We start from the raw sequence: 23,533 nt of genomic DNA, 5'->3' as shown, positions 1-23,533 counted from the left end.
ACACTTATCAGGAGTCAGTCATGTCTTTTTCTCAAGCGGTTAGCGGCCTGAACGCTGCGGCCACCAACCTTGATGTTATCGGTAATAACATCGCCAACTCCGCCACCTATGGCTTTAAGTCCGGTACGGCATCATTTGCCGATATGTTCGCCGGTTCCAAAGTGGGGCTGGGCGTAAAAGTGGCGGGGATTACCCAGGATTTTACCGACGGTACGACAACGAACACCGGGCGCGGGCTGGATGTCGCGATTAGCCAGAACGGTTTTTTCCGCCTGGTAGACAGCAACGGTTCCGTGTTCTATAGCCGCAACGGCCAGTTCAAACTGGACGAGAACCGTAACCTGGTCAATATGCAGGGGATGCAGTTGACCGGCTATCCGGCCACCGGTACGCCGCCGACCATTCAGCAGGGGGCGAATCCTGCGCCGATCACCATTCCGAACACGCTGATGGCGGCGAAATCGACCACCACCGCGTCAATGCAGATCAACCTGAACTCAACGGACCCTGTACCGTCTAAAACGCCCTTTAGCGTGAGTGATGCGGATTCGTATAACAAAAAAGGCACCGTCACCGTTTATGACAGCCAGGGTAATGCCCATGACATGAACGTCTATTTTGTGAAAACCAAAGATAATGAATGGGCTGTGTACACCCATGACAGCAGCGATCCTGCAGCCACTGCGCCAACAACGGCGTCCACTACGCTGAAATTCAATGAAAACGGGATTCTGGAGTCTGGCGGTACGGTGAACATCACCACCGGTACGATTAATGGCGCGACAGCGGCCACCTTCTCCCTCAGCTTCCTTAACTCCATGCAGCAGAACACCGGGGCTAATAACATCGTCGCCACCAATCAAAACGGCTATAAGCCGGGCGACCTGGTGAGCTACCAGATTAACAACGACGGCACCGTGGTTGGCAACTACTCCAACGAGCAGGAGCAGGTGCTGGGGCAGATTGTGCTGGCTAACTTCGCCAACAACGAAGGTCTGGCATCCCAGGGCGATAACGTCTGGGCGGCGACGCAGGCTTCCGGGGTTGCGCTGCTGGGGACTGCCGGTTCCGGCAACTTCGGTAAGCTGACGAACGGCGCGCTGGAAGCCTCTAACGTGGATTTGAGTAAAGAGCTGGTGAATATGATCGTCGCGCAGCGTAACTACCAGTCGAATGCGCAGACCATCAAAACTCAGGACCAGATCCTCAATACGCTGGTTAACCTGCGCTAAGCGCCTGACGGGATAGCTTAATGGATCACGCAATTTATACCGCTATGGGGGCGGCCAGCCAGACGCTTAACCAGCAGGCGGTAACGGCCAGCAACCTGGCTAATGCCTCAACGCCGGGCTTTCGCGCGCAGCTTAACGCGTTACGCGCGGTGCCTGTTGATGGCCTCTCTTTAGCAACGCGCACGCTGGTTACGGCGTCGACGCCCGGGGCGGATATGACCCCGGGTCAGTTGGACTACACCTCCCGTCCGCTGGATGTCGCGTTACAGCAGGACGGCTGGCTGGTAGTGCAAGCGGCGGATGGCGCTGAAGGATATACCCGTAACGGGAATATCCAGGTGGGTCCGACCGGGCAGTTAACCATTCAGGGACATCCGGTTATCGGCGAAGGCGGCCCGATTACCGTTCCTGAAGGGTCGGAAATCACCATTGCGGCAGACGGCACGATCTCCGCGCTCAATCCCGGCGACCCGCCAAACACGGTGGCGCCCGTTGGGCGACTGAAGCTGGTCAAAGCGGAAGGCAATGAGGTGCAGCGGAGCGATGACGGTTTATTCCGCCTTACCGCCGAGGCACAGGCTGAACGCGGGGCGGTACTGGCCGCCGACCCGTCAATTCGCATTATGTCGGGCGTGCTGGAGGGCAGTAACGTCAAGCCGGTTGAAGCCATGACCGACATGATCGCCAACGCACGTCGTTTTGAAATGCAGATGAAGGTTATCACCAGCGTAGATGAGAACGAAGGGCGAGCTAACCAACTGCTGTCGATGAGTTAATACAGGACATTTTATGATCAGTTCATTATGGATCGCCAAAACCGGTCTGGACGCGCAGCAAACCAATATGGATGTGATTGCCAATAACCTGGCAAACGTCAGCACCAATGGTTTTAAGCGTCAGCGCGCGGTATTTGAAGATCTGTTGTATCAGACCATCCGCCAGCCGGGCGCGCAGTCGTCCGAGCAGACGACGCTGCCTTCAGGGCTGCAAATCGGTACCGGCGTGCGTCCGGTCGCCACGGAGCGTCTGCACAGTCAGGGGAACCTGTCGCAGACCAACAACAGTAAAGATGTGGCGATTAAAGGGCAGGGCTTTTTCCAGGTCATGCTGCCGGACGGTACGTCTGCTTATACCCGCGATGGCTCTTTCCAGGTGGATCAGAATGGTCAACTGGTGACGGCGGGCGGTTTTCAGGTGCAGCCGGCAATCACCATTCCGGCCAACGCGTTAAGCATCACGATTGGCCGCGACGGCGTGGTCAGCGTGACCCAGCAGGGGCAGGCCGCGCCGGTTCAGGTCGGGCAGCTTAACCTGACCACCTTTATGAACGACACCGGGCTGGAAAGCATCGGCGAGAACCTCTATATCGAAACGCAATCGTCCGGCGCGCCGAACGAAAGCACGCCGGGGCTCAACGGCGCGGGGTTGTTGTATCAAGGGTATGTCGAAACGTCGAACGTTAACGTGGCGGAAGAGCTGGTGAATATGATTCAGGTTCAACGCGCCTATGAAATTAACAGTAAAGCAGTATCGACGACCGATCAGATGCTGCAGAAACTGACGCAACTCTAAGGGGCCGCCGGTGGGGGATACGCCACCGGCTCCCTGATTTTGAAGATGAAGGTAATGCAAAAATACGCGCTTCACGCTTACCCAGTTATGGCCCTGATGGTCGCGACGCTGACAGGATGCGCCTGGATACCCGCTAAACCGCTCGTGCAGGGGGCGACCACGGCGCAGCCGATACCTGGCCCGGTACCGGTGGCGAATGGCTCCATATTTCAGTCTGCGCAGCCGATTAATTATGGCTATCAGCCGCTTTTTGAAGATCGTCGACCGCGTAATATCGGCGATACGCTCACGATTGTGTTACAGGAAAACGTCAGCGCCAGTAAAAGCTCGTCGGCAAATGCCAGTCGCGACGGCAAAACCAGCTTTGGTTTTGATACGGTACCGCGTTATCTGCAGGGATTATTCGGTAATTCCCGCGCGGATATGGAGGCCTCCGGCGGCAACTCTTTTAACGGCAAAGGCGGCGCGAATGCCAGCAATACCTTTAGCGGCACGCTGACCGTGACCGTCGATCAGGTTCTGGCCAATGGCAATTTACACGTCGTGGGGGAAAAACAGATCGCGATTAATCAGGGAACGGAATTCATCCGCTTCTCCGGCGTGGTAAATCCACGCACCATCAGCGGCAGCAACTCTGTTCCCTCGACACAGGTGGCGGATGCGCGGATTGAATATGTCGGGAACGGCTATATTAACGAAGCGCAAAATATGGGCTGGCTGCAACGTTTCTTCCTTAATTTGTCGCCGATGTAAGCGAGGTGTATGTGTTTAAAGCTCTTGCAGGAATCGTTCTGGCACTGGTTGCCACTCTGGCGCACGCCGAGCGTATCCGGGATCTGACCAGTGTCCAGGGAGTACGGGAAAACTCGCTGATCGGCTACGGGCTGGTGGTCGGGCTGGACGGTACGGGCGACCAGACGACCCAGACGCCATTTACCACCCAGACGCTGAATAACATGCTGTCACAACTGGGGATTACGGTCCCCACCGGCACCAATATGCAGTTGAAAAACGTGGCGGCGGTGATGGTGACGGCGTCGTATCCGCCTTTTGCGCGACAGGGACAAACGATCGATGTCGTCGTTTCCTCAATGGGGAACGCTAAAAGTCTGCGTGGCGGGACGTTATTAATGACGCCGTTAAAAGGGGTGGACAGCCAGGTGTATGCTCTGGCGCAGGGCAATATTCTGGTCGGTGGCGCGGGCGCTTCCGCAGGCGGCAGTAGCGTGCAGGTTAACCAGCTTAATGGCGGACGCATCACTAACGGCGCGATTATCGAACGCGAGTTGCCGACTCAGTTCGGCGCTGGCAACACCATTAATCTGCAATTGAACGACGAAGATTTTACGATGGCGCAGCAAATTACCGACGCCATTAACCGCGCCCGCGGTTACGGCAGCGCCACTGCGCTTGATGCGCGAACGGTACAGGTGCGCGTGCCCAGCGGCAACAGCTCGCAGGTGCGTTTTCTGGCGGACATTCAAAATATGGAAGTCAACGTGACGCCGCAGGATGCAAAAGTCGTGATCAACTCGCGTACCGGTTCGGTGGTCATGAATCGGGAAGTCACGCTGGATAGCTGCGCTGTGGCGCAGGGCAATTTGTCAGTGACAGTCAATCGCCAGCTCAACGTCAACCAGCCGAATACGCCATTTGGCGGCGGGCAGACCGTGGTGACGCCACAGACTCAGATAGATTTGCGTCAGAGCGGCGGATCGCTACAGAGCGTGCGTTCCAGCGCCAATCTGAACAGCGTAGTGCGTGCGCTGAATGCGCTTGGCGCGACGCCGATGGACCTGATGTCGATTTTGCAGTCCATGCAGAGCGCGGGCTGTCTACGCGCCAAACTGGAAATCATCTGATGATCGGAGACGGTAAATTGCTGGCCAGCGCGGCCTGGGATGCGCAATCTCTGAACGAACTGAAAGCGAAAGCGGGCCAGGACCCGGCGGCGAATATCCGTCCTGTGGCCCGTCAGGTGGAAGGGATGTTTGTGCAGATGATGCTGAAAAGTATGCGTGAGGCTTTACCCAAAGATGGTTTATTCAGCAGCGATCAGACGCGTCTGTATACCAGCATGTATGACCAGCAGATCGCCCAGCAGATGACCGCCGGTAAGGGATTGGGGCTGGCGGATATGATGGTTAAACAGATGACGGGCGGGCAGACGATGCCTGCAGATGATGCGCCGCAAGTACCGCTTAAATTCTCCCTGGAGACGGTAAACAGCTATCAAAATCAGGCGCTGACCCAACTGGTGCGCAAAGCCATACCGAAAACGCCGGACAGCAGCGATGCGCCGCTCTCCGGCGACAGTAAAGACTTTCTGGCCCGGCTTTCGCTCCCGGCGAGGCTGGCCAGCGAACAAAGCGGGGTGCCGCATCATCTGATTCTGGCGCAGGCGGCGCTGGAGTCCGGCTGGGGGCAGCGGCAAATCCTGCGGGAGAATGGCGAACCCAGCTATAACGTATTTGGCGTGAAAGCGACCGCCAGTTGGAAAGGGCCGGTGACGGAAATCACCACCACTGAATACGAAAATGGCGAAGCGAAAAAAGTGAAAGCGAAATTCCGCGTCTATAGCTCGTATCTGGAGGCGTTATCGGATTATGTCGCGCTGTTAACGCGTAACCCACGCTACGCTGCCGTGACCACTGCCGCCACGGCAGAGCAAGGCGCAGTGGCTCTGCAAAACGCCGGATACGCCACTGACCCGAATTACGCGCGTAAATTGACCAGCATGATTCAGCAGTTGAAAGCGATGAGTGAAAAGGTCAGCAAAACCTACAGCGCGAATCTCGACAATCTCTTTTAAATTGCTCAAGTCCACGTAGTCGCTGCCGATAACAACGAGTATTGAAGGATTAAAAGGAACCATCATGTCCAGCTTGATTAATCACGCCATGAGCGGACTTAACGCCGCGCAGGCCGCGTTAAATACGGTCAGTAATAACATCAACAATTATAACGTTGCGGGTTATACCCGGCAGACAACTATTCTGGCGCAGGCAAACAGTACGTTAGGGGCTGGCGGCTGGATAGGTAATGGCGTTTACGTTTCAGGCGTACAGCGCGAATATGATGCGTTTATCACTAATCAGCTACGCGGCGCGCAAAACCAGAGCAGCGGCTTGACCACGCGCTATGAACAGATGTCGAAAATCGACAACCTGCTGGCCGATAAATCCAGCTCACTGTCTGGTTCGTTGCAGAGTTTTTTTACCAGCCTGCAAACGTTAGTCAGTAATGCGGAAGATCCTGCGGCGCGTCAGGCGCTGATTGGTAAAGCGGAAGGGCTGGTAAACCAGTTCAAAACCACCGATCAGTATCTGCGCGATCAGGATAAACAGGTCAATATCGCGATTGGCTCCAGCGTGGCGCAAATCAACAATTACGCGAAGCAGATAGCTAACCTGAACGATCAAATCTCCCGTATGACGGGCGTAGGCGCGGGCGCATCGCCGAACGACCTGCTCGATCAGCGTGATCAGTTGGTCAGCGAGCTTAACAAGATCGTTGGCGTCGAGGTGAGTGTACAGGACGGCGGCACCTATAACCTGACGATGGCCAATGGCTATACGCTGGTGCAGGGGGCGACGGCGCGTCAGTTGGCGGCGGTTCCCTCCAGCGCCGACCCGACGCGAACGACTGTCGCTTATGTCGATGAGGCCGCCGGTAACATCGAAATTCCGGAAAAGTTGCTGAACACCGGTTCGCTCGGCGGGCTACTGACGTTCCGTTCTCAGGATCTGGATCAGACTCGTAATACGCTGGGCCAGTTGGCGTTGGCGTTTGCCGATGCGTTTAACGCGCAGCATACCAAAGGTTATGACGCCGACGGCAATAAAGGGAAAGACTTCTTTAGCATTGGCTCGCCGGTGGTATATAGCAACAGTAATAATGCCGATAAAACGGTATCGCTAACCGCTAAGGTGGTCGACAGCACGAAGGTTCAGGCGACGGATTATAAGATTGTTTTTGACGGTACAGACTGGCAGGTTACTCGCACTGCGGATAACACCACCTTCACGGCGACAAAAGATGCTGACGGAAAACTGGAGATTGACGGTCTGAAAGTGACGGTAGGGACCGGCGCACAGAAAAACGACAGTTTTCTTCTCAAGCCGGTCAGCAATGCTATCGTCGACATGAACGTTAAAGTGACGAATGAAGCCGAGATTGCGATGGCGTCTGAGTCAAAACTCGATCCTGACGTGGATACCGGCGACAGCGATAACCGCAATGGTCAGGCATTGCTGGACTTACAAAACAGCAATGTAGTGGGCGGCAACAAAACTTTTAACGATGCTTACGCCACGTTGGTCAGCGATGTGGGTAACAAAACGTCAACGCTGAAAACCAGCAGCACCACGCAGGCGAATGTGGTTAAACAGCTTTATAAACAGCAACAGTCGGTTTCCGGCGTTAACCTCGACGAAGAGTACGGCAATTTGCAGCGTTATCAGCAGTATTATCTGGCGAATGCGCAAGTATTGCAGACCGCGAATGCGCTGTTTGATGCGTTATTGAATATTCGCTAAAGGAGAAGGATGACATGCGTATCAGTACCCAGATGATGTACGAACAAAATATGAGCGGCATCACTAATTCTCAGGCCGAATGGATGAAGCTGGGCGAGCAGATGTCTACCGGTAAGCGCGTTACCAACCCATCTGACGATCCGATCGCCGCGTCGCAGGCGGTAGTACTCTCTCAGGCGCAGGCGCAGAATAGCCAGTACGCCCTGGCGCGTACGTTTGCCACCCAAAAAGTGTCGCTGGAAGAAAGCGTACTCAGTCAGGTGACGACGGCGATTCAAACCGCGCAGGAAAAAATCGTCTACGCCGGAAACGGCACGTTAAGCGACGATGACCGCGCGTCGCTGGCGACGGATTTACAGGGCATCCGCGATCAGCTGATGAACCTGGCAAACAGCACTGACGGCAATGGTCGCTATATCTTTGCCGGGTATAAAACGGAAGCGGCGCCATTCGACCAGGCGACAGGTGGTTATCATGGCGGCGAGAAAAGTGTTACCCAGCAGGTGGATTCCGCACGCACGATGGTAATTGGCCATACGGGAGCGCAAATTTTTAATAGCATCACCAGCAATGCGGTGCCGGAACCGGATGGCTCGGACTCCGAAAAGAATCTGTTTGTCATGCTCGATACGGCAATTGCCGCACTCAAGACCCCGGTGGAAGGCAATGACGTGGAAAAAGAAAAGGCCGCTGCCGCCATTGATAAAACCAATCGCGGCTTAAAAAATTCGCTTAATAACGTCCTGACCGTTCGTGCGGAACTGGGAACGCAACTGAGCGAACTCAGTACGCTGGATTCACTGGGAAGCGATCGTGCGCTGGGACAGAAACTGCAGATGAGCAACCTGGTAGATGTGGACTGGAACTCGGTCATTTCCTCCTACGTCATGCAACAGGCGGCATTACAGGCGTCCTATAAAACGTTTACCGACATGCAGGGAATGTCGCTTTTCCAGTTGAACCGGTAACGCCTCTTTTTGAAACATATCACGAAACTGGATATGTTTTGTCTGCCCGCGCCATCCACCCCGGCGCGGGCATTTTTTTAGTCGTCATTGAGTTAGTGGTCATATTGTCGCGCCCGTAGCGACGCCATCCGTACGTATTATCCCGCCCGATCTCATAAACGCCTGGAGTGACTAAAAGACGCCATGGGGTGAGGCATCGCCCTGTAAGGGGCATAATAAATATCCTCCGGCATAGCCGGAGGTTTTTCTGATGCGCCTGTAAGGCTCTCTTACCAGCCGCGCCCTAACAGGCGCATACGATCTGACATTTGCATCAAACTTCGTTACTTACGGCCCGTAAACGGGCTGCCCGGATAAGGGATCGATAATTGCTCACCCATTTTATCCTCTTCAAGCTGGTGCTTTATGTAGTCCTGTATCTTCGCCGTGTTCTTACCCACCGTATCGACATAGTACCCTCTGCACCAGAACTCCCTGTTCCTGTATTTGAATTTTAGATCCCCAAACTGCTCGTAAAGCATCAGACTACTTTTACCCTTCAGATATCCCATGAAGCTCGACACACTCATCTTCGGCGGGATCTCCAGAAGCATGTGAATATGATCTGCACAACATTCTGCTTCCAGAATTCGTACGTTTTTCCATTCACACAATTTTCTTAATATGCTGCCTACTGCCCTACGCTTCTCTCCATAGAACGCTTGTCTTCGGTATTTGGGCGCGAAAACTATGTGATATTTACAGTTCCATCGGGTGTGCGCTAAGCTCTTTTCGTCCCCCATTGGGACCCCCTTTTGATTTCTTGTTGAACTTTTGCAGTTGCCAGACCGCAAGATGTTTTAACAAATCAAAAGGGGTTTTAATAACTGGCTTAAAGCTGAAAGCTTTCCGGAACCCCCAGCCTAGCTGGGGGTTTTCCATAGACAAAAAAGCCGACCTGGCGGTCGGCTTTGTATCAGCATTTACATCATTCTACCGGCTGTGGGCGTGTCGCCGGGGCGCTGGCATGACGTGTAGCGCTGTGTCCGCCTGCCGCGCCTTTACCTTCAAAGTGGAAGGAAGGGCGCTGCCAGTCGCTATGGTGCGGGGTTTCCGGCACATATTCCGGCGCTGGCGCACGCGTCATCGGCGCGCTGGCGTGGTTATGATCGTCGTCAACGCAGACAACGTCCTGCGGCTTTTCCACTACCTGGGCCGGTGCGATAACTGTTTCTTCTGCCGTGTGCTCCACAACAGCCGCTTCCGCTTTTGTCTCTTCTTCTGGCTCGACAACGACAACATCAGCCACGTTTTCAGCCACCGTAATGGACGCGTCGGCGGTTTCTGCTACCGGTTCGGCGTCAGCAATAACCTCTTGCGCCACCGGCGTATCGCTTTCGGCAATCAGTTGCGGCTGTTCATCAACCGGCGCGGCAATGACTTCCGGATGCGTTGTCTCGACCTCGACGACTTCCGGCGCCTGTGGTTCGGCGACGGTCTGCGGCTCAACGGCAACGTTTTCTACCGCCTGTACCGACGCTTGTGGTTCTAACGCTACGGTCGCAGCGATAACCTGCGGTTCAGCGACAACCGGTTGTGGCAGCGCCAGATCTGCTTCACGCTGCTCTTCAACAACCTGCGTTTCCTGAGGACGGACAATCGGGTAGCGGATCCAGACTTTACCGGACGCCATTTCCGGCGACGCGCAGGCGACGGTTAACGGCATCGGCGATTGTGTCGGGTAGCGCTCGTCACGATAGCGACGGCGACGCTGACCGCTTACGCGCAGGTGGCGCGGAGAACGGCGGGAGCGACGCGGCATACCGGTATTATCGCGAGGTTCTACGCTATCATCCTGCTCCGGCGCGATATCGGCGACGACAGGTAAATCAACTTTCGCCAGCTCGGTACGCGGCGCTGGAACGGGCTGTTCAACGTTTTCAACCGGGCGTGGTTCGTCGACGACGACCGGCGTGTCAACCGTTTCAACCACTGCGCTGTTGGTAAAGCGGACTTTCTGATTAAGCTGACGCTGCTTGCGGCGCGGCTGAACCTGCTGAACGCGTTCTTCCTGCTCGGTCTCCTGGACAGGCTGTTCTTCGCGGTTAAGCGCTTTTACTTCCTGCTGCGCCTGGCGCTTGTCATCATTGCGGCGGCGGCTTCGTTCGCGACGCGGCGTCTGTTGCTGCTCATCGCCGGTTTTCACTTTTTCCGCCGTTTCCTGCTGGCGGGTATCGCGCGCTTCCGCATTTTGCTGCTGCGCCTGGCGACGGTTACGACGATTATCGTCGCGGCTCTCGCCGCCGTCACGTCCGGCACGGTTATCACGGGTGTCGCGGCGTTCGTTACGATCGCGACGGTTGTTCTGCCGTGGCTTGCGACGATCCTGCTGACGCTCCGCTTTTTCTTCCGCTTTCGGCGCGGCTGTTTCGACGGCTTTCGTTTCTTCACCGCTGAACAGTTGTTTCAGCGCGTTAAGGAAGCGGCTAAACAGACCCGGCTGGGCAGGCTGCGCGGCGGCAACATTATCCTTTTTCGCCGTGGCGACGCTAACCGCCGGTTCGACAGGCGTCGGCGCCGGAGGCACATCTGGCATAGCGAATGTCGCCAGCGCAGGCTGTTCCGGGCGTTTACGCTCGGCGTACTCTTCTTCAGAAGGCAGCGCCATCGCTTCTTCGTGCAGCTTCGGCAGCATGTAGCTCAGGGTCGGCGTTTCTTCCCCTTTGCGTACGCGCAGCACGGAATAGTGCGGCGTTTCCATCTGATCGTTCGGGACGATGACACAGCGGACGCCATCCTGACGCGTCTCAATAGCGTTCACTGCCGTCCGTTTTTCGTTAAGCAGATAAGAGGCGATCGGCACCGGAACAATGGCATGGACTTCCTGCGTATTCTCTTTCAGCGCTTCTTCTTCAATCAGGCGCAGAATGGACAGCGACAGAGATTCGTTATCGCGCACGGTGCCGGTACCGCTACAGCGCGGACACACGTGATGGCTGGATTCGCCCAGCGACGGGCTCAGGCGCTGACGAGACATTTCGAGCAGGCCGAAGCGGGAAATATGGCTAATCTGAATACGCGCCCGGTCCTGACGTACCGCTTCACGCAGACGGTTTTCTACCGCGCGCTGGTGACGTACCGGCGTCATATCGATAAAGTCGATAACGATCAGGCCGCCCAGGTCGCGCAGACGCAACTGACGGGCAATCTCATCGGCCGCTTCGAGATTGGTGTTGAACGCGGTTTCTTCGATATCGCCGCCGCGAGTCGCGCGGGCGGAGTTGATATCGATGGCGGTTAACGCTTCGGTACTGTCAATGACGATGGAGCCGCCGGAGGGCAGGCGCACTTCACGCTGGAACGCAGACTCGATCTGCGATTCGATCTGGTAATGGCTGAACAACGGGATTTCACCGGTGTATAGCTTAATTTTGCTGCTAAAATCCGGGCGGCCCAACGCGGCGATATGCTGACGCGCCATTTCCATCACTTTGGGATTGTCGATCAGGATTTCACCGATATCCTGACGCAGATAGTCGCGAAACGCGCGTACGATGACGTTGCTTTCCTGATGGATCAGGAACGGCGCGGGACGGCTTTCAGCGGCTTTCTGAATGGCTTCCCAGTGTTTCAGGCGGAAGCTTAAATCCCACTGCAACGCTTCGGCGGATTTACCCACGCCTGCGGTACGCACGATAAGCCCCATCCCTTCAGGAAGTTCCAGGCTGGCCAACGCTTCTTTTAACTCGGTACGATCGTCGCCTTCAATGCGACGGGAAATACCACCCGCGCGCGGGTTATTCGGCATCAGTACCAGGTAGCTGCCCGCCAGACTGATAAAGGTGGTTAACGCCGCGCCTTTGTTGCCGCGCTCTTCTTTATCGATTTGAACAATGACTTCCTGGCCTTCGCGTAACACGTCTTTAATGTTCGGGCGACCATGAGCGCTGTAGTTAGCGGGGAAATATTCGCGGGCAATTTCTTTTAACGGGAGGAAACCGTGGCGTTCTGCGCCGTAATCAACAAAAGCCGCTTCCAGGCTCGGTTCAATACGGGTAATTTTGCCTTTATAGATGTTCGCTTTTTTCTGCTCGTGTCCGGGGCTTTCTATATCCAGATCGTACAGACGCTGCCCATCTACAAGGGCGACGCGCAACTCTTCCTGCTGAGTCGCGTTGATTAACATTCTTTTCATCGTAACTTACTCATTATTCTTACGTTGACGACTAAGCTGCGGGCATGGTGACGCCTTACCGGGCATGAACCGATGGCCTCGTGACTATTTCGCGTCGCCAACCTCACGGTTATCGTCAGCTCAAAGAGGCGCAGAGTGTCGGTTGCCTGTATTTCATACGGAAACACAGCGCAATTATCAGGGAAGCAGCCTGGGCATTACTCTCCAGAGAAGATCCTATCTACCGGTAAGGACTGCAACCCGCAGCCCGCTAACTGTCTGAAAAATCAATACGTCTTACGCCATTGCTGCGTTGATGATCGGTCAGACAAAATGGGTTATTCCGCTAAACTTTTTGTTTTAACAAGTTTCGGTGCGGAAACCGCATCATTATTCCACTGCTAACCTTGTTATAGCAAGATGACTTTTACCATTTATCACCCGCTTACTCACAGTTTTTTCACCAGCGTGAGCCAATCGCTTTAATAACCAGCAAAACCGCAGTGAAAAATGTTCATCCACTGGCGTAGACGTCTCTATAAGCATAGAAAAATGTGTGGCGCGAATCTCACAGGCTATTTAGAATCGCCCCCCATGAAAACAGAAACGCCATCCGTAAAAATTGTTGCTATCGCCGCTGACGAAGCGGGGCAACGCATTGATAACTTTTTGCGCACCCAACTGAAAGGGGTACCAAAAAGTATGATTTATCGCATCTTGCGTAAAGGCGAGGTGCGGGTGAACAAAAAACGCATTAAACCGGAATACAAACTGGAAGCGGGTGATGAAGTCCGCATTCCGCCGGTTCGCGTTGCTGAACGCGAAGAAGAGGCCGTGTCGCCGCATTTGCAAAAAGTGGCGGCGTTGGCGGACGTCATTTTGTATGAAGACGACCATATTCTGGTGCTGAATAAGCCTTCCGGCACCGCCGTACACGGCGGGAGCGGGTTAAGTTTTGGCGTCATCGAAGGGCTGCGGGCGTTGCGTCCGGAAGCGCGATTCCTGGAACTGGTGCATCGTCTTGACCGCGATACCTCCGGCGTGCTGTTGGTGGCGAAAAAACGCTCCGCGCTGCGTTCGCTGCATGAGCAACTGCGCGAAAAGGGAATGCAGAAAGATTATCTGGCGCTGGTGCGCGGCCAGTGGCAATCGCACGTTAAAACCGTACAGGCGCCATTATTAAAGAACATTCTGCAAAGCGGCGAACGCATTGTCCGCGTGAGCCAGGAAGGTAAACCGTCAGAAACGCGCTTCAAGGTGGAAGAGCGTTATGCCTTCGCCACGCTGGTGCGCTGTAGCCCGGTCACGGGCCGTACGCATCAGATTCGCGTACATACCCAATATGCCGGTCACCCTATTGCGTTCGACGATCGCTACGGCGACCGTGAGTTTGATCAACAGCTTACCGAAGCGGGAACCGGTCTTAAACGTCTCTTTCTGCACGCCGCGGTGCTGAAGTTCACACATCCGGGAACGGGCGATGTCATGCGCATTGAAGCGCCCATGGATAACGCCCTGAAGCGCTGTCTGCAGGTGCTGCGTAACGCAAAATAGTTCCTCTCTCGGGCAGGTTATCTGCCCGAATCTCACTTTTCTCATAATATTTTTGTTTTGCTGTATCCGACGCATTTTTACCGTTGTGTACTGTTTATTCTTGCGATCCGGATTTCGGCGTGTTTAAGGACGAACAGATGGCCAATACTAGCTGGATGCGCTCATTTACTCAGCGTTGGGGAAAATACGTTATCGTGCCGCTCGTGATCGCGATGTTGGCCGGTTGCGAAGGGAAGGGCGATAGTTCACGACGGGCTTTCGTTGAGTATTTGAATACGCAAATCATTACGTCTCCCGTGGTGGGCGTCTGTGAGTTGACGCCAGCCCAACGTCAGGCTTTTGGTCATTACGCCGATGACTACGATGTACTATTAACTGCCTACGGGCAAATCTTTGCTGTGGTGTATGAGACCGGCCAGGAGGATAAGATCACCGGTGTTATCCAGTCTGAGCGTGATAATCTGGTTTTCCTGAACGAGCTACGTGTGGCTCGTGACGTAAACAATCGATTTATCCTTCGGTTGAAAAATGTGAGTAGTGAAAACAGAAAAAAATATTCTGCTTTAAAGCTCCCCTCTGATGTGAAGCCTGTCTTTGACGCTGCGTGGAATAAAACCGTAACACCGCTGGATGAGACGATGACTCGCTATTATTTTCTGCGCGGAAAGCGGCTCGACCAACTGGTCGCAATGGGCGAGTTTCTGCAAAAACAGGGAAATAAAGTCCGCTTTGAAACGAATGGAAAAGCGGTTTTTGCCGACCAGGCAGCAAAAGAACACTTTCAGGATCAACAAGTTAATTTTTTCATTACGCAGAATGATATAAACCATCTTACGCAGCAGATGGTTGAATTTATAAATAGTCAACAAGATGCGGCTGATGCTGGCGGCGTTAATTAAAGGAATGTGTCGTGAGGTGAAGCAATGTTAGGGGGGGCGTAAACTCATCGCGAGATGGAATTTAACGAGTCGCAAAGGGAAGGTTTCAGGACAGTAAACGTCCTGAGAGTTGCTCGCGAGAATAAGTTTGTAAGCCGCTTTTGACGCCGTAGAGCGCGTCAGGCGAGTATTGAGAACATGTGTTTTTACAAAACTGAACTGAGATGGGGAATTCATTAACGCGCACGTACACCGCTGTTGATACCCTATGGGATAAAACGCACCGTACATCGGTTCGTAATACCAATGCTTTTTTTCTGGTCGGTGAATGGATTGACCAGGAAACGGGCCCGCACGAAGAGAGTGAAGATCGGCAGGCGCTAAATTGTTCACAACAAGCGCTTTCCAGTTGGTTAGAACTGGAAGCGGTCGAAACTGCTCCCCAATAAACGGGAGATAACTACCAACACGTGCAGAAACGGCTTTTAGCGGTATTTGAAAAGCCTACAGAATATCCGTTTACTGCAGTAGCGGGTTGAAGCCTTCCCGTCGCAGCATCTGGCACAGAGCAATAAGCGGCAAGCCGATCAGCGTGTTCGGATCGCGACCCTCCAGGCGCTCAAATAATGCAATGCCTAAACCTTCGCTTTTAAAACTTCCCGCGCAGTGCAGCGGATGCTCTTTACGGACATAGTCGTCTATTTCCGCTTCGCTTAAATGGCGAAAATGAACGTCAAAAGGCTCCACTTCGGTTTGTAAGTGCCCGGAGGCGGAGTTATACAGTGCCAGTCCGGTATAAAACGTCACAATATTTCCGCTGGCTTTGGCTAATTGCTGACGCGCTTTTTCTTCCGTCAGCGGTTTGCCGGTGATTTCACCGTCCAGAACACAAATTTGGTCGGAGCCAATAATCAAATGATTCGGGAAACGCGCGGCGAGCGATTGCGCCTTCGCCTGCGCCAGCCGCAGCACCAACTGACGCGGCGCTTCGCCCGGCATGGGGGTTTCATCAACATCCGGCGCGGCGCATTCGAAAGGAATCGTCAGCTTTTCCAGCAGCGCGCGACGCCAGGGAGAGGTAGACGCAAGGATGAGACGGGGCATATTTTTTCCCTCAGATATAGCGTAATGATGAGAGCCATCTTAAACTATGCTCTTCGGTCTTCAAGCCTGTCATACTGACTCGTCTTGAGCGAAAATAAGTCTGTAACCCGCAATGTGTGCGAATTATTGGCAAAAGGCAACCGCAGGCTGCCTTTTTCTTTGACTATATGACGTTACGAAGTTAATATGCGCGCCCTATGCAAAAGGTAAAATTACCCCTGACTCTTGATCCGGTTCGTACCGCTCAAAAACGCCTTGATTACCAGGGTATCTATACCCCCGATCAGGTTGAGCGCGTTGCCGAATCTGTAGTCAGTGTGGACAGTGATGTGGAATGCTCCATGTCGTTCGCTATCGATAACCAGCGTCTCGCCGTTTTAACCGGCGATGCGGTCGTTACGGTGTCGCTCGAATGCCAGCGTTGCGGGAAACCGTTTACCCATCAGGTTCACACAACGTATTGTTTTAGCCCTGTCCGTTCCGACGAGCAGGCTGAAGCACTGCCGGAAGCGTATGAGCCGATTGAGGTAAACGAATTCGGCGAAATCGATCTGCTGGCGACGGTTGAAGATGAAATCATCCTCGCCTTGCCGGTAGTTCCGGTGCATGATTCTGAACACTGTGAAGTGTCCGAGGCGGACATGGTCTTTGGCGAACTGCCTGATGAAGCGCAAAAGCCAAACCCATTTGCCGTATTAGCCAGCTTAAAGCGTAAGTAATAGGTCTTCCCCGCGGACGCAGGGATAAACCGTAATTGAGGAGTAAGGTCCATGGCCGTACAACAGAATAAACCAACCCGTTCCAAACGTGGCATGCGTCGTTCCCATGACGCTCTGACCGCAGTCACCAGCCTGTCTGTAGACAAAACTTCTGGTGAAAAACACCTGCGTCACCACATCACTGCCGACGGTTACTACCGCGGCCGTAAGGTCATCGCTAAGTAATCGCGCGATACTCGATGCCTTTTGCATCACAGGCGTGCCTGTGGTGTAAAAGCCGAAGAGTACAAGCGTGATAAAGCTTAGTGAGGATTTCTCCGCGTAAGCGGAGAACACCGAACCAGGCAGCGACGATACCTTGACACGTCTAACCCTGGCGTTAGATGTCATGGGGGGCGATTTTGGTCCTTCCGTGACGGTGCCTGCAGCATTGCAGGCACTGAACGCTAATTCGCAGCTCACTCTTCTTTTAGTCGGGAATCCCGATATTATCACGCCATTACTTGCCAAAGCTGACTTTGAACAACGTTCGCGTCTGCAGATTATCCCTGCACAGTCAGTTATTGCCAGTGATGCCCGGCCTTCGCAGGCGATCCGCGCCAGTCGCGGGACATCCATGCGTGTGGCCCTGGAGCTTGTGAAAGAAGGCCGAGCCGAAGCTTGCGTTAGCGCCGGTAATACCGGGGCGCTGATGGGGCTGGCGAAATTATTGCTCAAGCCTCTTGAGGGGATTGAGCGTCCGGCGTTGGTGACGGTATTACCGCACCAGCAAAAGGGCAAAACGGTAGTGCTTGATTTGGGTGCCAACGTCGACTGTGACAGTACCATGCTGGTGCAGTTTGCCGTGATGGGCGCCGTTTTGGCGGAAGAGGTCGTCGGGATCAAAAATCCCCGCGTGGCGCTACTCAATATCGGGGAAGAAGAAACCAAAGGCCTCGACAGTATTCGCGAAGCCTCTTTAATGTTAAAAACAGTCCCAACCATCAATTACATCGGCTACCTTGAGGCGAATGAGTTACTGACGGGAAAAACCGATGTACTGGTGTGTGACGGCTTTACAGGCAATGTCACACTTAAAACGATGGAGGGGGTTGTCAGAATGTTCCTTTCACTGCTGAAATCACAGGGCGAGGGGAAAAAACGGTCGTGGTGGCTGCTGTTATTAAAACGTTGGTTACAAAAAAGCCTGACGAGGCGATTCAGTCACCTCAACCCCGACCAGTATAATGGCGCCTGTCTGTTAGGATTGCGCGGCACGGTGATAAAAAGTCATGGTGCGGCCAATCAGCGAGCATTTGCAGTCGCGATTGAACAGGCAGTGCAGGCGGTGCAGCGACAAGTTCCTCAGCGAATTGCCGCTCGCCTGGAATCTGTATACCCAGCCGGATTTGAACCGCTGGACGATGGCAAAGGCGTAAACCTGCGGGCGCACAGATAATATCGCTGTCTCCCCGGCGCCGCCAGCGTGCCAGACGTTTACAGGTAACGGTATATAACCGAAAAGTGACTGAGCGTACATGTATACGAAGATTATTGGTACTGGCAGCTATCTGCCCGAACAAGTGCGGACTAACGCCGATCTGGAAAAAATGGTTGAGACCTCTGACGAGTGGATTGTCACTCGTACAGGTATTCGTGAACGCCATATCGCCGCGCCGAATGAAACTGTCGCGACGATGGGCTTTACCGCTGCGAATCGCGCGATTGAGATGGCGGGGATCGATAAAGACCAAATTGGCTTGATTGTGGTGGCTACCACATCAGCAACGCATGCATTTCCAAGCGCGGCATGTCAGATTCAAAGTATGCTCGGTATTAAAGGTTGCCCGGCGTTTGATGTCGCGGCAGCGTGCGCAGGTTTCACCTACGCGTTAAGCATCGCCGACCAGTACGTTAAATCCGGCGCGGTTAAACACGCGCTGGTGGTCGGTTCCGATGTATTAGCCCGCACTTGCGATCCTGGCGATCGCGGTACGATCATTATTTTCGGCGATGGCGCAGGCGCGGCCGTACTGAGCGCTTCTGAAGAACCGGGTATTATCTCCACTCATCTTCATGCCGATGGCCGTTACGGTGAATTACTGACCCTGCCGAATGCCGATCGCGTAAATCCGGATAACCCGATTTACCTGACGATGGCGGGCAATGAAGTCTTTAAAGTGGCGGTCACTGAACTGGCGCATATTGTCGATGAGACGCTGGCGGCTAATAACCTGGATCGCTCAGAACTCGATTGGCTGGTGCCGCATCAGGCTAACCTGCGTATCATTAGCGCGACAGCGAAAAAACTCGGCATGTCGATGGACAATGTCGTCGTCACGCTGGACAGGCACGGCAATACCTCCGCGGCTTCTGTGCCGTGCGCGCTGGATGAAGCTGTGCGTGACGGGCGAATTAAAGCCGGTCAGCTGGTATTGCTTGAAGCCTTCGGGGGTGGATTCACCTGGGGCTCCGCGCTGATTCGTTTCTAGTATAAGGATTTAAACATGACGCAATTTGCATTTGTGTTCCCCGGTCAGGGTTCTCAGAGCGTTGGGATGTTGGCCGAAATGGCGGCAAATTACCCTATCGTAGAAGAAACGTTTGCTGAAGCTTCTGCGGCTCTGGGATATGATCTGTGGGCGCTCACCCAGCAAGGTCCAGCGGAAGAACTGAATAAAACCTGGCAGACGCAGCCGGCGTTATTAACCGCTTCCGTCGCGCTTTGGCGCGTTTGGCAGCAGCAGGGCGGTAAAATGCCTGCGTTAATGGCAGGTCACAGCCTGGGCGAATATTCCGCGCTGGTTTGCGCTGGCGTCATCAACTTTGCTGATGCCGTTCGTCTGGTGGAAATGCGTGGTAAATTCATGCAGGAAGCGGTTCCGGAAGGTACTGGCGGCATGTCTGCGATCATCGGTCTGGATGATGCCTCTATTGCTAAAGCCTGTGAAGAATCTGCCGAAGGGCAGGTTGTATCGCCGGTTAACTTTAACTCGCCGGGACAGGTGGTTATCGCCGGGCATAAAGAGGCGGTAGAACGCGCGGGCGCAGCCTGTAAAGCCGCTGGCGCGAAACGCGCGCTGCCGCTGCCGGTGAGCGTACCGTCGCACTGCGCGCTGATGAAACCAGCGGCAGATAAGCTGGCGGTTGAATTAGCCAAAATTACCTTTAACGCGCCAACGGTGCCGGTAGTAAACAACGTTGACGTGAAATGTGAAACCGATGCCGCCGCTATCCGCGATGCGCTGGTTCGCCAGTTGTACAATCCGGTACAGTGGACGAAGAGCGTGGAATTTATCGCGGCGCAGGGCGTTGAACATCTTTATGAAGTGGGTCCAGGTAAAGTCCTCACTGGTCTGACGAAACGTATTGTCGACACCCTGACAGCGTCGGCGCTGAACGAGCCGGCGGCGCTGTCTGCGGCACTTACGCAATAAAAGAGGAAAACCATGAGCTTTGAAGGAAAGATTGCGCTGGTGACTGGTGCAAGCCGTGGCATAGGCCGCGCAATTGCAGAGACTCTCGTTGCCCGCGGCGCGAAAGTTATCGGGACTGCGACCAGTGAAAATGGTGCGAAGAACATTAGCGACTATTTAGGTGCTAACGGGAAAGGTTTGATGTTGAATGTGACCGATCCTGCATCTATTGAATCTGTTCTGGAAAATATTCGCGCAGAATTTGGTGAAGTGGATATCCTGGTTAATAATGCCGGTATCACTCGTGATAATCTGTTGATGCGAATGAAAGATGATGAGTGGAACGATATTATCGAAACCAACTTATCATCCGTTTTCCGCCTGTCAAAAGCGGTAATGCGCGCTATGATGAAAAAGCGTTGTGGTCGCATTATCACTATTGGTTCTGTGGTTGGTACCATGGGAAATGCAGGTCAGGCAAACTACGCTGCGGCGAAAGCGGGCCTGATCGGTTTCAGTAAATCACTGGCGCGTGAAGTTGCGTCCCGTGGTATTACTGTCAATGTTGTGGCTCCGGGTTTTATTGAAACGGACATGACGCGTGCGCTGTCTGACGATCAGCGTGCGGGTATCCTGGCGCAGGTGCCTGCGGGTCGCCTCGGCGGCGCTCAGGAAATCGCCAGTGCGGTTGCATTTTTAGCCTCTGACGAAGCGAGTTACATCACTGGTGAGACTCTGCACGTCAACGGCGGAATGTACATGGTTTAATCACGATTGAAAAATATTTGCGTTATTAGGGCGAAAGGCCGCAAAATAACGTAAAATCGTGGTAAGACCTGCCGGGATTTAGTTGCAAATTTTTCAACATTTTATACACTACGAAAACCATCGCGAAAGCGAGTTTTGATAGGAAATTTAAGAGTATGAGCACTATCGAAGAACGCGTTAAGAAAATTATCGGCGAACAGCTGGGCGTTAAGCAGGAAGAAGTAACCAACAATGCTTCTTTCGTTGAAGACCTGGGCGCAGATTCTCTTGACACCGTTGAGCTGGTAATGGCTCTGGAAGAAGAGTTTGATACTGAGATTCCGGACGAAGAAGCTGAGAAAATCACCACCGTTCAGGCTGCCATTGATTACATCAACGGCCACCAGGCGTAAGTGAACATCTCCAGGCGGTCGTTCGACCGCCTGAGTTTTATCTTTTTGTCCCACTAGAATCATTTTCCCTCCCTGGAGGACAACCGTGTCTAAGCGTCGTGTAGTTGTGACCGGACTGGGCATGTTGTCTCCTGTCGGCAATACCGTAGAGTCTACCTGGAAAGCTCTCCTTGCCGGTCAGAGTGGCATCAGCCTGATCGACCATTTCGATACTAGCGCCTATGCAACGAAATTTGCTGGCTTAGTAAAGGATTTTAACTGTGATGACATTATCTCGCGCAAAGAACAGCGCAAGATGGATGCCTTCATTCAATATGGAATTGTCGCTGGCGTACAGGCCATGCAGGATTCTGGCCTTGAAGTGACGGAAGAGAACGCAAGCCGTATTGGCGCCGCTATCGGCTCCGGTATCGGTGGTCTCGGTCTGATCGAAGAAAACCACAGTTCGCTGGTAAAAGGCGGACCGCGTAAGATTAGCCCGTTCTTTGTCCCGTCGACGATTGTTAACATGGTAGCAGGCCATCTGACTATCATGTATGGCCTGCGTGGGCCAAGCATCTCTATTGCGACTGCCTGTACTTCAGGCGTGCATAACATCGGCCATGCCGCGCGTATCATCGCCTATGGCGATGCGGACGCGATGGTGGCAGGTGGCGCAGAAAAAGCCAGTACGCCGCTGGGCGTAGGCGGTTTTGGCGCAGCGCGCGCGCTGTCGACCCGCAACGATAACCCACAGGCGGCGAGCCGTCCGTGGGATAAAGAACGCGATGGTTTTGTACTGGGCGACGGTGCCGGTATGTTGGTGCTTGAAGAGTACGAACATGCAAAAGCGCGTGGTGCGAAAATCTATGCTGAAATCGTCGGCTTTGGTATGAGCAGCGATGCTTACCATATGACGTCGCCGCCGGAAAATGGCGCAGGCGCTGCGCTGGCGATGGTTAACGCGTTGCGTGATGCCGCGATTGAGCCTGCTCAGATTGGCTATGTCAACGCGCACGGCACGTCGACGCCTGCCGGCGACAAAGCTGAGACGCAGGCAGTTAAGTCAGTCTTTGGCGATGCTGCAAGCCGAGTGATGGTGAGCTCGACCAAATCGATGACCGGCCATCTGTTGGGCGCCGCAGGCGCAGTAGAGTCTATTTTCTCTATTCTGGCGCTGCGCGATCAGGCCATTCCGCCAACCATTAATCTGGATAACCCGGATGAAGGTTGCGATCTGGACTTCGTGCCGCATGAAGCGCGCCAGGTCAGCGATCTGGAGTACGCTCTGTGTAACTCCTTTGGCTTTGGCGGAACTAACGGTTCCTTGATTTTTAAAAAGATCTAAGTTAAGCCAGAGACAGACATTAATAAAAAGGTCCGCTTGTCGGGCCTTTTTTATCAGGCATATCACCTCTTGTTCTGCGTTATTCATCCTGCCACACTAGCAGGCGACGGATAAGGAGCCACTATGTTTTTAATTAATGGCCATGCGCAGGATCAACTTGCTGTAAGCGACCGGGCGACGCAGTTCGGCGATGGCAGTTTTACGACCGCACGTATTGTTGATGGCAACATTTGCCATCTGGAAGCGCATCTTCAGCGCTTGCAGGTTGCCTGTGAAAAATTACGGATCGCTTTTAGCCATTGGTCGACCCTTCGGCAAGAGATGACAATGTTGGCCACAGGGCATGATTCAGGCGTGTTGAAAGTGATCATTAGCCGTGGCAGCGGCGGCCGGGGATACAGCGCCATGAATTGTCAGGCAGCTACCCGAATCCTCTCCGTTTCTGCTTATCCCGCTTATTATTCTCAGTGGCGTAAGCAAGGCATCACTCTTACCCTTAGTCCCATACCGCTTGGGCGCAATCCTTATCTTGCCGGATTAAAACATCTGAACCGTCTCGAACAGGTGTTGATTCGCTCTCATCTTGAGCAGACGGACGCCGATGAGGCGCTGGTTCTTGACAGCGAGGGATGGGTTACGGAATGCTGTGCGGCTAATTTGTTCTGGCGTACAGGCGACATTGTTTTTACGCCGCGTCTGGATCAGGCTGGGGTGAACGGCATTATGCGACAATTTTGTTTACGCCAACTGGCGCAATCTCCTTTCCAGGTTCTTGAAGTACAGGCGAGAGAGGAGGCAGTCAGGCAGGCGGATGAGATTATCATTTGCAACGCGCTAATGCCGATTATTCCCATACGCGCCTATCACGGGACGTCGTATTCTTCGCGAACACTGTTTCAATTTTTAGCCCCATTTTGTGAGCATCCGAATTAG

The 23,533-nt window shown here is 53.8% G+C and carries 23 protein-coding genes; 20 read left to right on the top strand and 3 right to left on the bottom strand.

The genetic code is table 11. The annotated features are described in order from the left end of the window. Nucleotides 1–20: 20 nt before the first annotated feature. The 8 genes from flgE to flgL all read left to right on the top strand — a co-directional run bounded on the left by flgE (nucleotide 21) and on the right by flgL (nucleotide 8,310). Nucleotides 21–1,232, top strand: a complete 1,212-nt coding sequence (gene flgE / locus EOS98_RS13690; protein WP_000010567.1) for a flagellar hook protein FlgE — start codon at nucleotides 21–23, stop codon at nucleotides 1,230–1,232. A 20-nt stretch (nucleotides 1,233–1,252) separates the two neighbouring features. Further along, nucleotides 1,253–2,008 (top strand): flagellar basal body rod protein FlgF, encoded by a 756-nt coding sequence (locus tag EOS98_RS13685; protein ID WP_000349278.1) that lies wholly within the window; start codon nucleotides 1,253–1,255, stop codon nucleotides 2,006–2,008. A gap of 13 nt (nucleotides 2,009–2,021) precedes the next feature. Next, nucleotides 2,022–2,804: a flagellar basal-body rod protein FlgG gene (gene flgG, locus EOS98_RS13680; protein WP_000625851.1), complete on the top strand. Its 783-nt coding sequence runs from the start codon at nucleotides 2,022–2,024 to the stop codon at nucleotides 2,802–2,804. 54 nt (nucleotides 2,805–2,858) lie between these two features. Continuing rightward, nucleotides 2,859–3,557 (top strand): flagellar basal body L-ring protein FlgH, encoded by a 699-nt coding sequence (gene flgH / locus EOS98_RS13675; protein ID WP_001174897.1) that lies wholly within the window; start codon nucleotides 2,859–2,861, stop codon nucleotides 3,555–3,557. 11 nt (nucleotides 3,558–3,568) lie between these two features. Further along, nucleotides 3,569–4,666, top strand: coding sequence for a flagellar basal body P-ring protein FlgI (locus EOS98_RS13670; RefSeq protein WP_001518955.1), 1,098 nt, complete (start codon nucleotides 3,569–3,571; stop codon nucleotides 4,664–4,666). Continuing rightward, nucleotides 4,666–5,616, top strand: a complete 951-nt coding sequence (flgJ, locus tag EOS98_RS13665) for a flagellar assembly peptidoglycan hydrolase FlgJ (RefSeq protein ID WP_000578685.1) — start codon at nucleotides 4,666–4,668, stop codon at nucleotides 5,614–5,616. The genes EOS98_RS13670 and flgJ overlap by 1 nt, the downstream gene beginning before the upstream one ends. Nucleotides 5,617–5,680: 64 nt before the next feature. Beyond that, on the top strand, nucleotides 5,681–7,342 hold the full coding sequence (gene flgK, locus EOS98_RS13660; RefSeq protein ID WP_000096422.1) for a flagellar hook-associated protein FlgK: 1,662 nt from the start codon (nucleotides 5,681–5,683) through the stop codon (nucleotides 7,340–7,342). A gap of 14 nt (nucleotides 7,343–7,356) precedes the next feature. Then, nucleotides 7,357–8,310 carry a flagellar hook-associated protein FlgL gene (gene flgL / locus EOS98_RS13655; protein ID WP_001223032.1) on the top strand — a complete coding sequence of 318 codons (954 nt, stop codon included), beginning with the start codon at nucleotides 7,357–7,359 and terminating at the stop codon, nucleotides 8,308–8,310. Between the two features lie 323 nt (nucleotides 8,311–8,633). Here the strand turns inward: flgL and tnpA are convergent, their stop codons facing one another. Next, nucleotides 8,634–9,092 (bottom strand): IS200/IS605-like element IS200F family transposase, encoded by a 459-nt coding sequence (tnpA, locus tag EOS98_RS13640; protein ID WP_000502119.1) that lies wholly within the window; start codon nucleotides 9,090–9,092, stop codon nucleotides 8,634–8,636. A 185-nt stretch (nucleotides 9,093–9,277) separates the two neighbouring features. Beyond that, nucleotides 9,278–12,484, bottom strand: coding sequence for a ribonuclease E (gene rne, locus EOS98_RS13630; protein ID WP_126524140.1), 3,207 nt, complete (start codon nucleotides 12,482–12,484; stop codon nucleotides 9,278–9,280). A gap of 573 nt (nucleotides 12,485–13,057) precedes the next feature. Between rne and rluC the strand changes: the two genes are divergently transcribed. From rluC to EOS98_RS13610, 3 genes are all read left to right on the top strand, one after another. Continuing rightward, nucleotides 13,058–14,017 carry a 23S rRNA pseudouridine(955/2504/2580) synthase RluC gene (gene rluC, locus EOS98_RS13620; RefSeq protein ID WP_126524139.1) on the top strand — a complete coding sequence of 320 codons (960 nt, stop codon included), beginning with the start codon at nucleotides 13,058–13,060 and terminating at the stop codon, nucleotides 14,015–14,017. A gap of 155 nt (nucleotides 14,018–14,172) precedes the next feature. Then, complete coding sequence (locus EOS98_RS13615; RefSeq protein WP_077905128.1) at nucleotides 14,173–14,916, top strand: DUF3053 domain-containing protein; 744 nt, start codon at nucleotides 14,173–14,175, stop codon at nucleotides 14,914–14,916. Nucleotides 14,917–15,119: 203 nt separating this feature from the next. Beyond that, on the top strand, nucleotides 15,120–15,344 hold the full coding sequence (locus EOS98_RS13610; RefSeq protein ID WP_000528430.1) for a hypothetical protein: 225 nt from the start codon (nucleotides 15,120–15,122) through the stop codon (nucleotides 15,342–15,344). 70 nt (nucleotides 15,345–15,414) lie between these two features. Here EOS98_RS13610 and EOS98_RS13605 read toward each other — a convergent pair whose 3' ends face one another. Beyond that, nucleotides 15,415–15,999, bottom strand: coding sequence for a Maf family protein (locus EOS98_RS13605; protein WP_001137604.1), 585 nt, complete (start codon nucleotides 15,997–15,999; stop codon nucleotides 15,415–15,417). A gap of 197 nt (nucleotides 16,000–16,196) precedes the next feature. Here EOS98_RS13605 and yceD point away from each other — a divergent pair, with 197 nt between their 5' ends. The 9 genes from yceD to pabC all read left to right on the top strand — a co-directional run bounded on the left by yceD (nucleotide 16,197) and on the right by pabC (nucleotide 23,533). Then, nucleotides 16,197–16,718 (top strand): 23S rRNA accumulation protein YceD, encoded by a 522-nt coding sequence (yceD, locus tag EOS98_RS13600; RefSeq protein ID WP_001174492.1) that lies wholly within the window; start codon nucleotides 16,197–16,199, stop codon nucleotides 16,716–16,718. 51 nt (nucleotides 16,719–16,769) lie between these two features. After that, a complete protein-coding gene (gene rpmF / locus EOS98_RS13595) occupies nucleotides 16,770–16,943 on the top strand; it encodes a 50S ribosomal protein L32 (protein WP_000290727.1) in 174 nt (57 codons plus the stop codon). A gap of 133 nt (nucleotides 16,944–17,076) precedes the next feature. Continuing rightward, on the top strand, nucleotides 17,077–18,156 hold the full coding sequence (gene plsX, locus EOS98_RS13590) for a phosphate acyltransferase PlsX (protein WP_001518286.1): 1,080 nt from the start codon (nucleotides 17,077–17,079) through the stop codon (nucleotides 18,154–18,156). A gap of 79 nt (nucleotides 18,157–18,235) precedes the next feature. Then, on the top strand, nucleotides 18,236–19,189 hold the full coding sequence (gene fabH, locus EOS98_RS13585) for a beta-ketoacyl-ACP synthase III (protein WP_000288148.1): 954 nt from the start codon (nucleotides 18,236–18,238) through the stop codon (nucleotides 19,187–19,189). A 15-nt stretch (nucleotides 19,190–19,204) separates the two neighbouring features. Then, entirely contained in the window at nucleotides 19,205–20,134 is a 930-nt protein-coding gene (gene fabD / locus EOS98_RS13580) for an ACP S-malonyltransferase (RefSeq protein ID WP_001529843.1), read from the top strand. Between the two features lie 12 nt (nucleotides 20,135–20,146). After that, entirely contained in the window at nucleotides 20,147–20,881 is a 735-nt protein-coding gene (gene fabG, locus EOS98_RS13575) for a 3-oxoacyl-ACP reductase FabG (RefSeq protein WP_000007236.1), read from the top strand. 155 nt (nucleotides 20,882–21,036) lie between these two features. After that, nucleotides 21,037–21,273: an acyl carrier protein gene (gene acpP, locus EOS98_RS13570; protein ID WP_000103754.1), complete on the top strand. Its 237-nt coding sequence runs from the start codon at nucleotides 21,037–21,039 to the stop codon at nucleotides 21,271–21,273. Between the two features lie 85 nt (nucleotides 21,274–21,358). Further along, complete coding sequence (gene fabF / locus EOS98_RS13565; RefSeq protein ID WP_000044664.1) at nucleotides 21,359–22,600, top strand: beta-ketoacyl-ACP synthase II; 1,242 nt, start codon at nucleotides 21,359–21,361, stop codon at nucleotides 22,598–22,600. A gap of 123 nt (nucleotides 22,601–22,723) precedes the next feature. Continuing rightward, the gene (pabC, locus tag EOS98_RS13560) at nucleotides 22,724–23,533 is read left to right on the top strand and encodes an aminodeoxychorismate lyase (protein ID WP_000478660.1); all 810 of its coding nucleotides are present in this window, start codon (nucleotides 22,724–22,726) and stop codon (nucleotides 23,531–23,533) included.

This window comes from Salmonella sp. SSDFZ69, from assembly GCF_004010755.1.
GTDB lineage: Bacteria > Pseudomonadota > Gammaproteobacteria > Enterobacterales > Enterobacteriaceae > Salmonella > Salmonella enterica.
Note: the sequence above shows the minus strand (reverse complement) of the source record. Positions and strands in the feature narration are given on the sequence as shown.

What these genes read in the sequence shown, in the direction of transcription:
- rluC (WP_126524139.1), top strand. Translation starts at nt 13,058, where the DNA reads ATGAAAACAGAAACGCCATCCGTAAAAATTGTTGCTATCGCCGCTGAC.
- flgH (WP_001174897.1), top strand. Translation starts at nt 2,859, where the DNA reads ATGCAAAAATACGCGCTTCACGCTTACCCAGTTATGGCCCTGATGGTC.
- fabH (WP_000288148.1), top strand. Translation starts at nt 18,236, where the DNA reads ATGTATACGAAGATTATTGGTACTGGCAGCTATCTGCCCGAACAAGTG.
- fabG (WP_000007236.1), top strand. Translation starts at nt 20,147, where the DNA reads ATGAGCTTTGAAGGAAAGATTGCGCTGGTGACTGGTGCAAGCCGTGGC.
- flgL (WP_001223032.1), top strand. Translation starts at nt 7,357, where the DNA reads ATGCGTATCAGTACCCAGATGATGTACGAACAAAATATGAGCGGCATC.
- EOS98_RS13615 (WP_077905128.1), top strand. Translation starts at nt 14,173, where the DNA reads ATGCGCTCATTTACTCAGCGTTGGGGAAAATACGTTATCGTGCCGCTC.
- EOS98_RS13605 (WP_001137604.1), bottom strand. Translation starts at nt 15,999, where the DNA reads ATGCCCCGTCTCATCCTTGCGTCTACCTCTCCCTGGCGTCGCGCGCTG.
- fabD (WP_001529843.1), top strand. Translation starts at nt 19,205, where the DNA reads ATGACGCAATTTGCATTTGTGTTCCCCGGTCAGGGTTCTCAGAGCGTT.
- EOS98_RS13610 (WP_000528430.1), top strand. Translation starts at nt 15,120, where the DNA reads ATGGGGAATTCATTAACGCGCACGTACACCGCTGTTGATACCCTATGG.
- flgK (WP_000096422.1), top strand. Translation starts at nt 5,681, where the DNA reads ATGTCCAGCTTGATTAATCACGCCATGAGCGGACTTAACGCCGCGCAG.
- tnpA (WP_000502119.1), bottom strand. Translation starts at nt 9,092, where the DNA reads ATGGGGGACGAAAAGAGCTTAGCGCACACCCGATGGAACTGTAAATAT.
- acpP (WP_000103754.1), top strand. Translation starts at nt 21,037, where the DNA reads ATGAGCACTATCGAAGAACGCGTTAAGAAAATTATCGGCGAACAGCTG.
- flgE (WP_000010567.1), top strand. Translation starts at nt 21, where the DNA reads ATGTCTTTTTCTCAAGCGGTTAGCGGCCTGAACGCTGCGGCCACCAAC.
- yceD (WP_001174492.1), top strand. Translation starts at nt 16,197, where the DNA reads ATGCAAAAGGTAAAATTACCCCTGACTCTTGATCCGGTTCGTACCGCT.
- EOS98_RS13685 (WP_000349278.1), top strand. Translation starts at nt 1,253, where the DNA reads ATGGATCACGCAATTTATACCGCTATGGGGGCGGCCAGCCAGACGCTT.
- flgJ (WP_000578685.1), top strand. Translation starts at nt 4,666, where the DNA reads ATGATCGGAGACGGTAAATTGCTGGCCAGCGCGGCCTGGGATGCGCAA.
- rne (WP_126524140.1), bottom strand. Translation starts at nt 12,484, where the DNA reads ATGAAAAGAATGTTAATCAACGCGACTCAGCAGGAAGAGTTGCGCGTC.
- rpmF (WP_000290727.1), top strand. Translation starts at nt 16,770, where the DNA reads ATGGCCGTACAACAGAATAAACCAACCCGTTCCAAACGTGGCATGCGT.
- pabC (WP_000478660.1), top strand. Translation starts at nt 22,724, where the DNA reads ATGTTTTTAATTAATGGCCATGCGCAGGATCAACTTGCTGTAAGCGAC.
- flgG (WP_000625851.1), top strand. Translation starts at nt 2,022, where the DNA reads ATGATCAGTTCATTATGGATCGCCAAAACCGGTCTGGACGCGCAGCAA.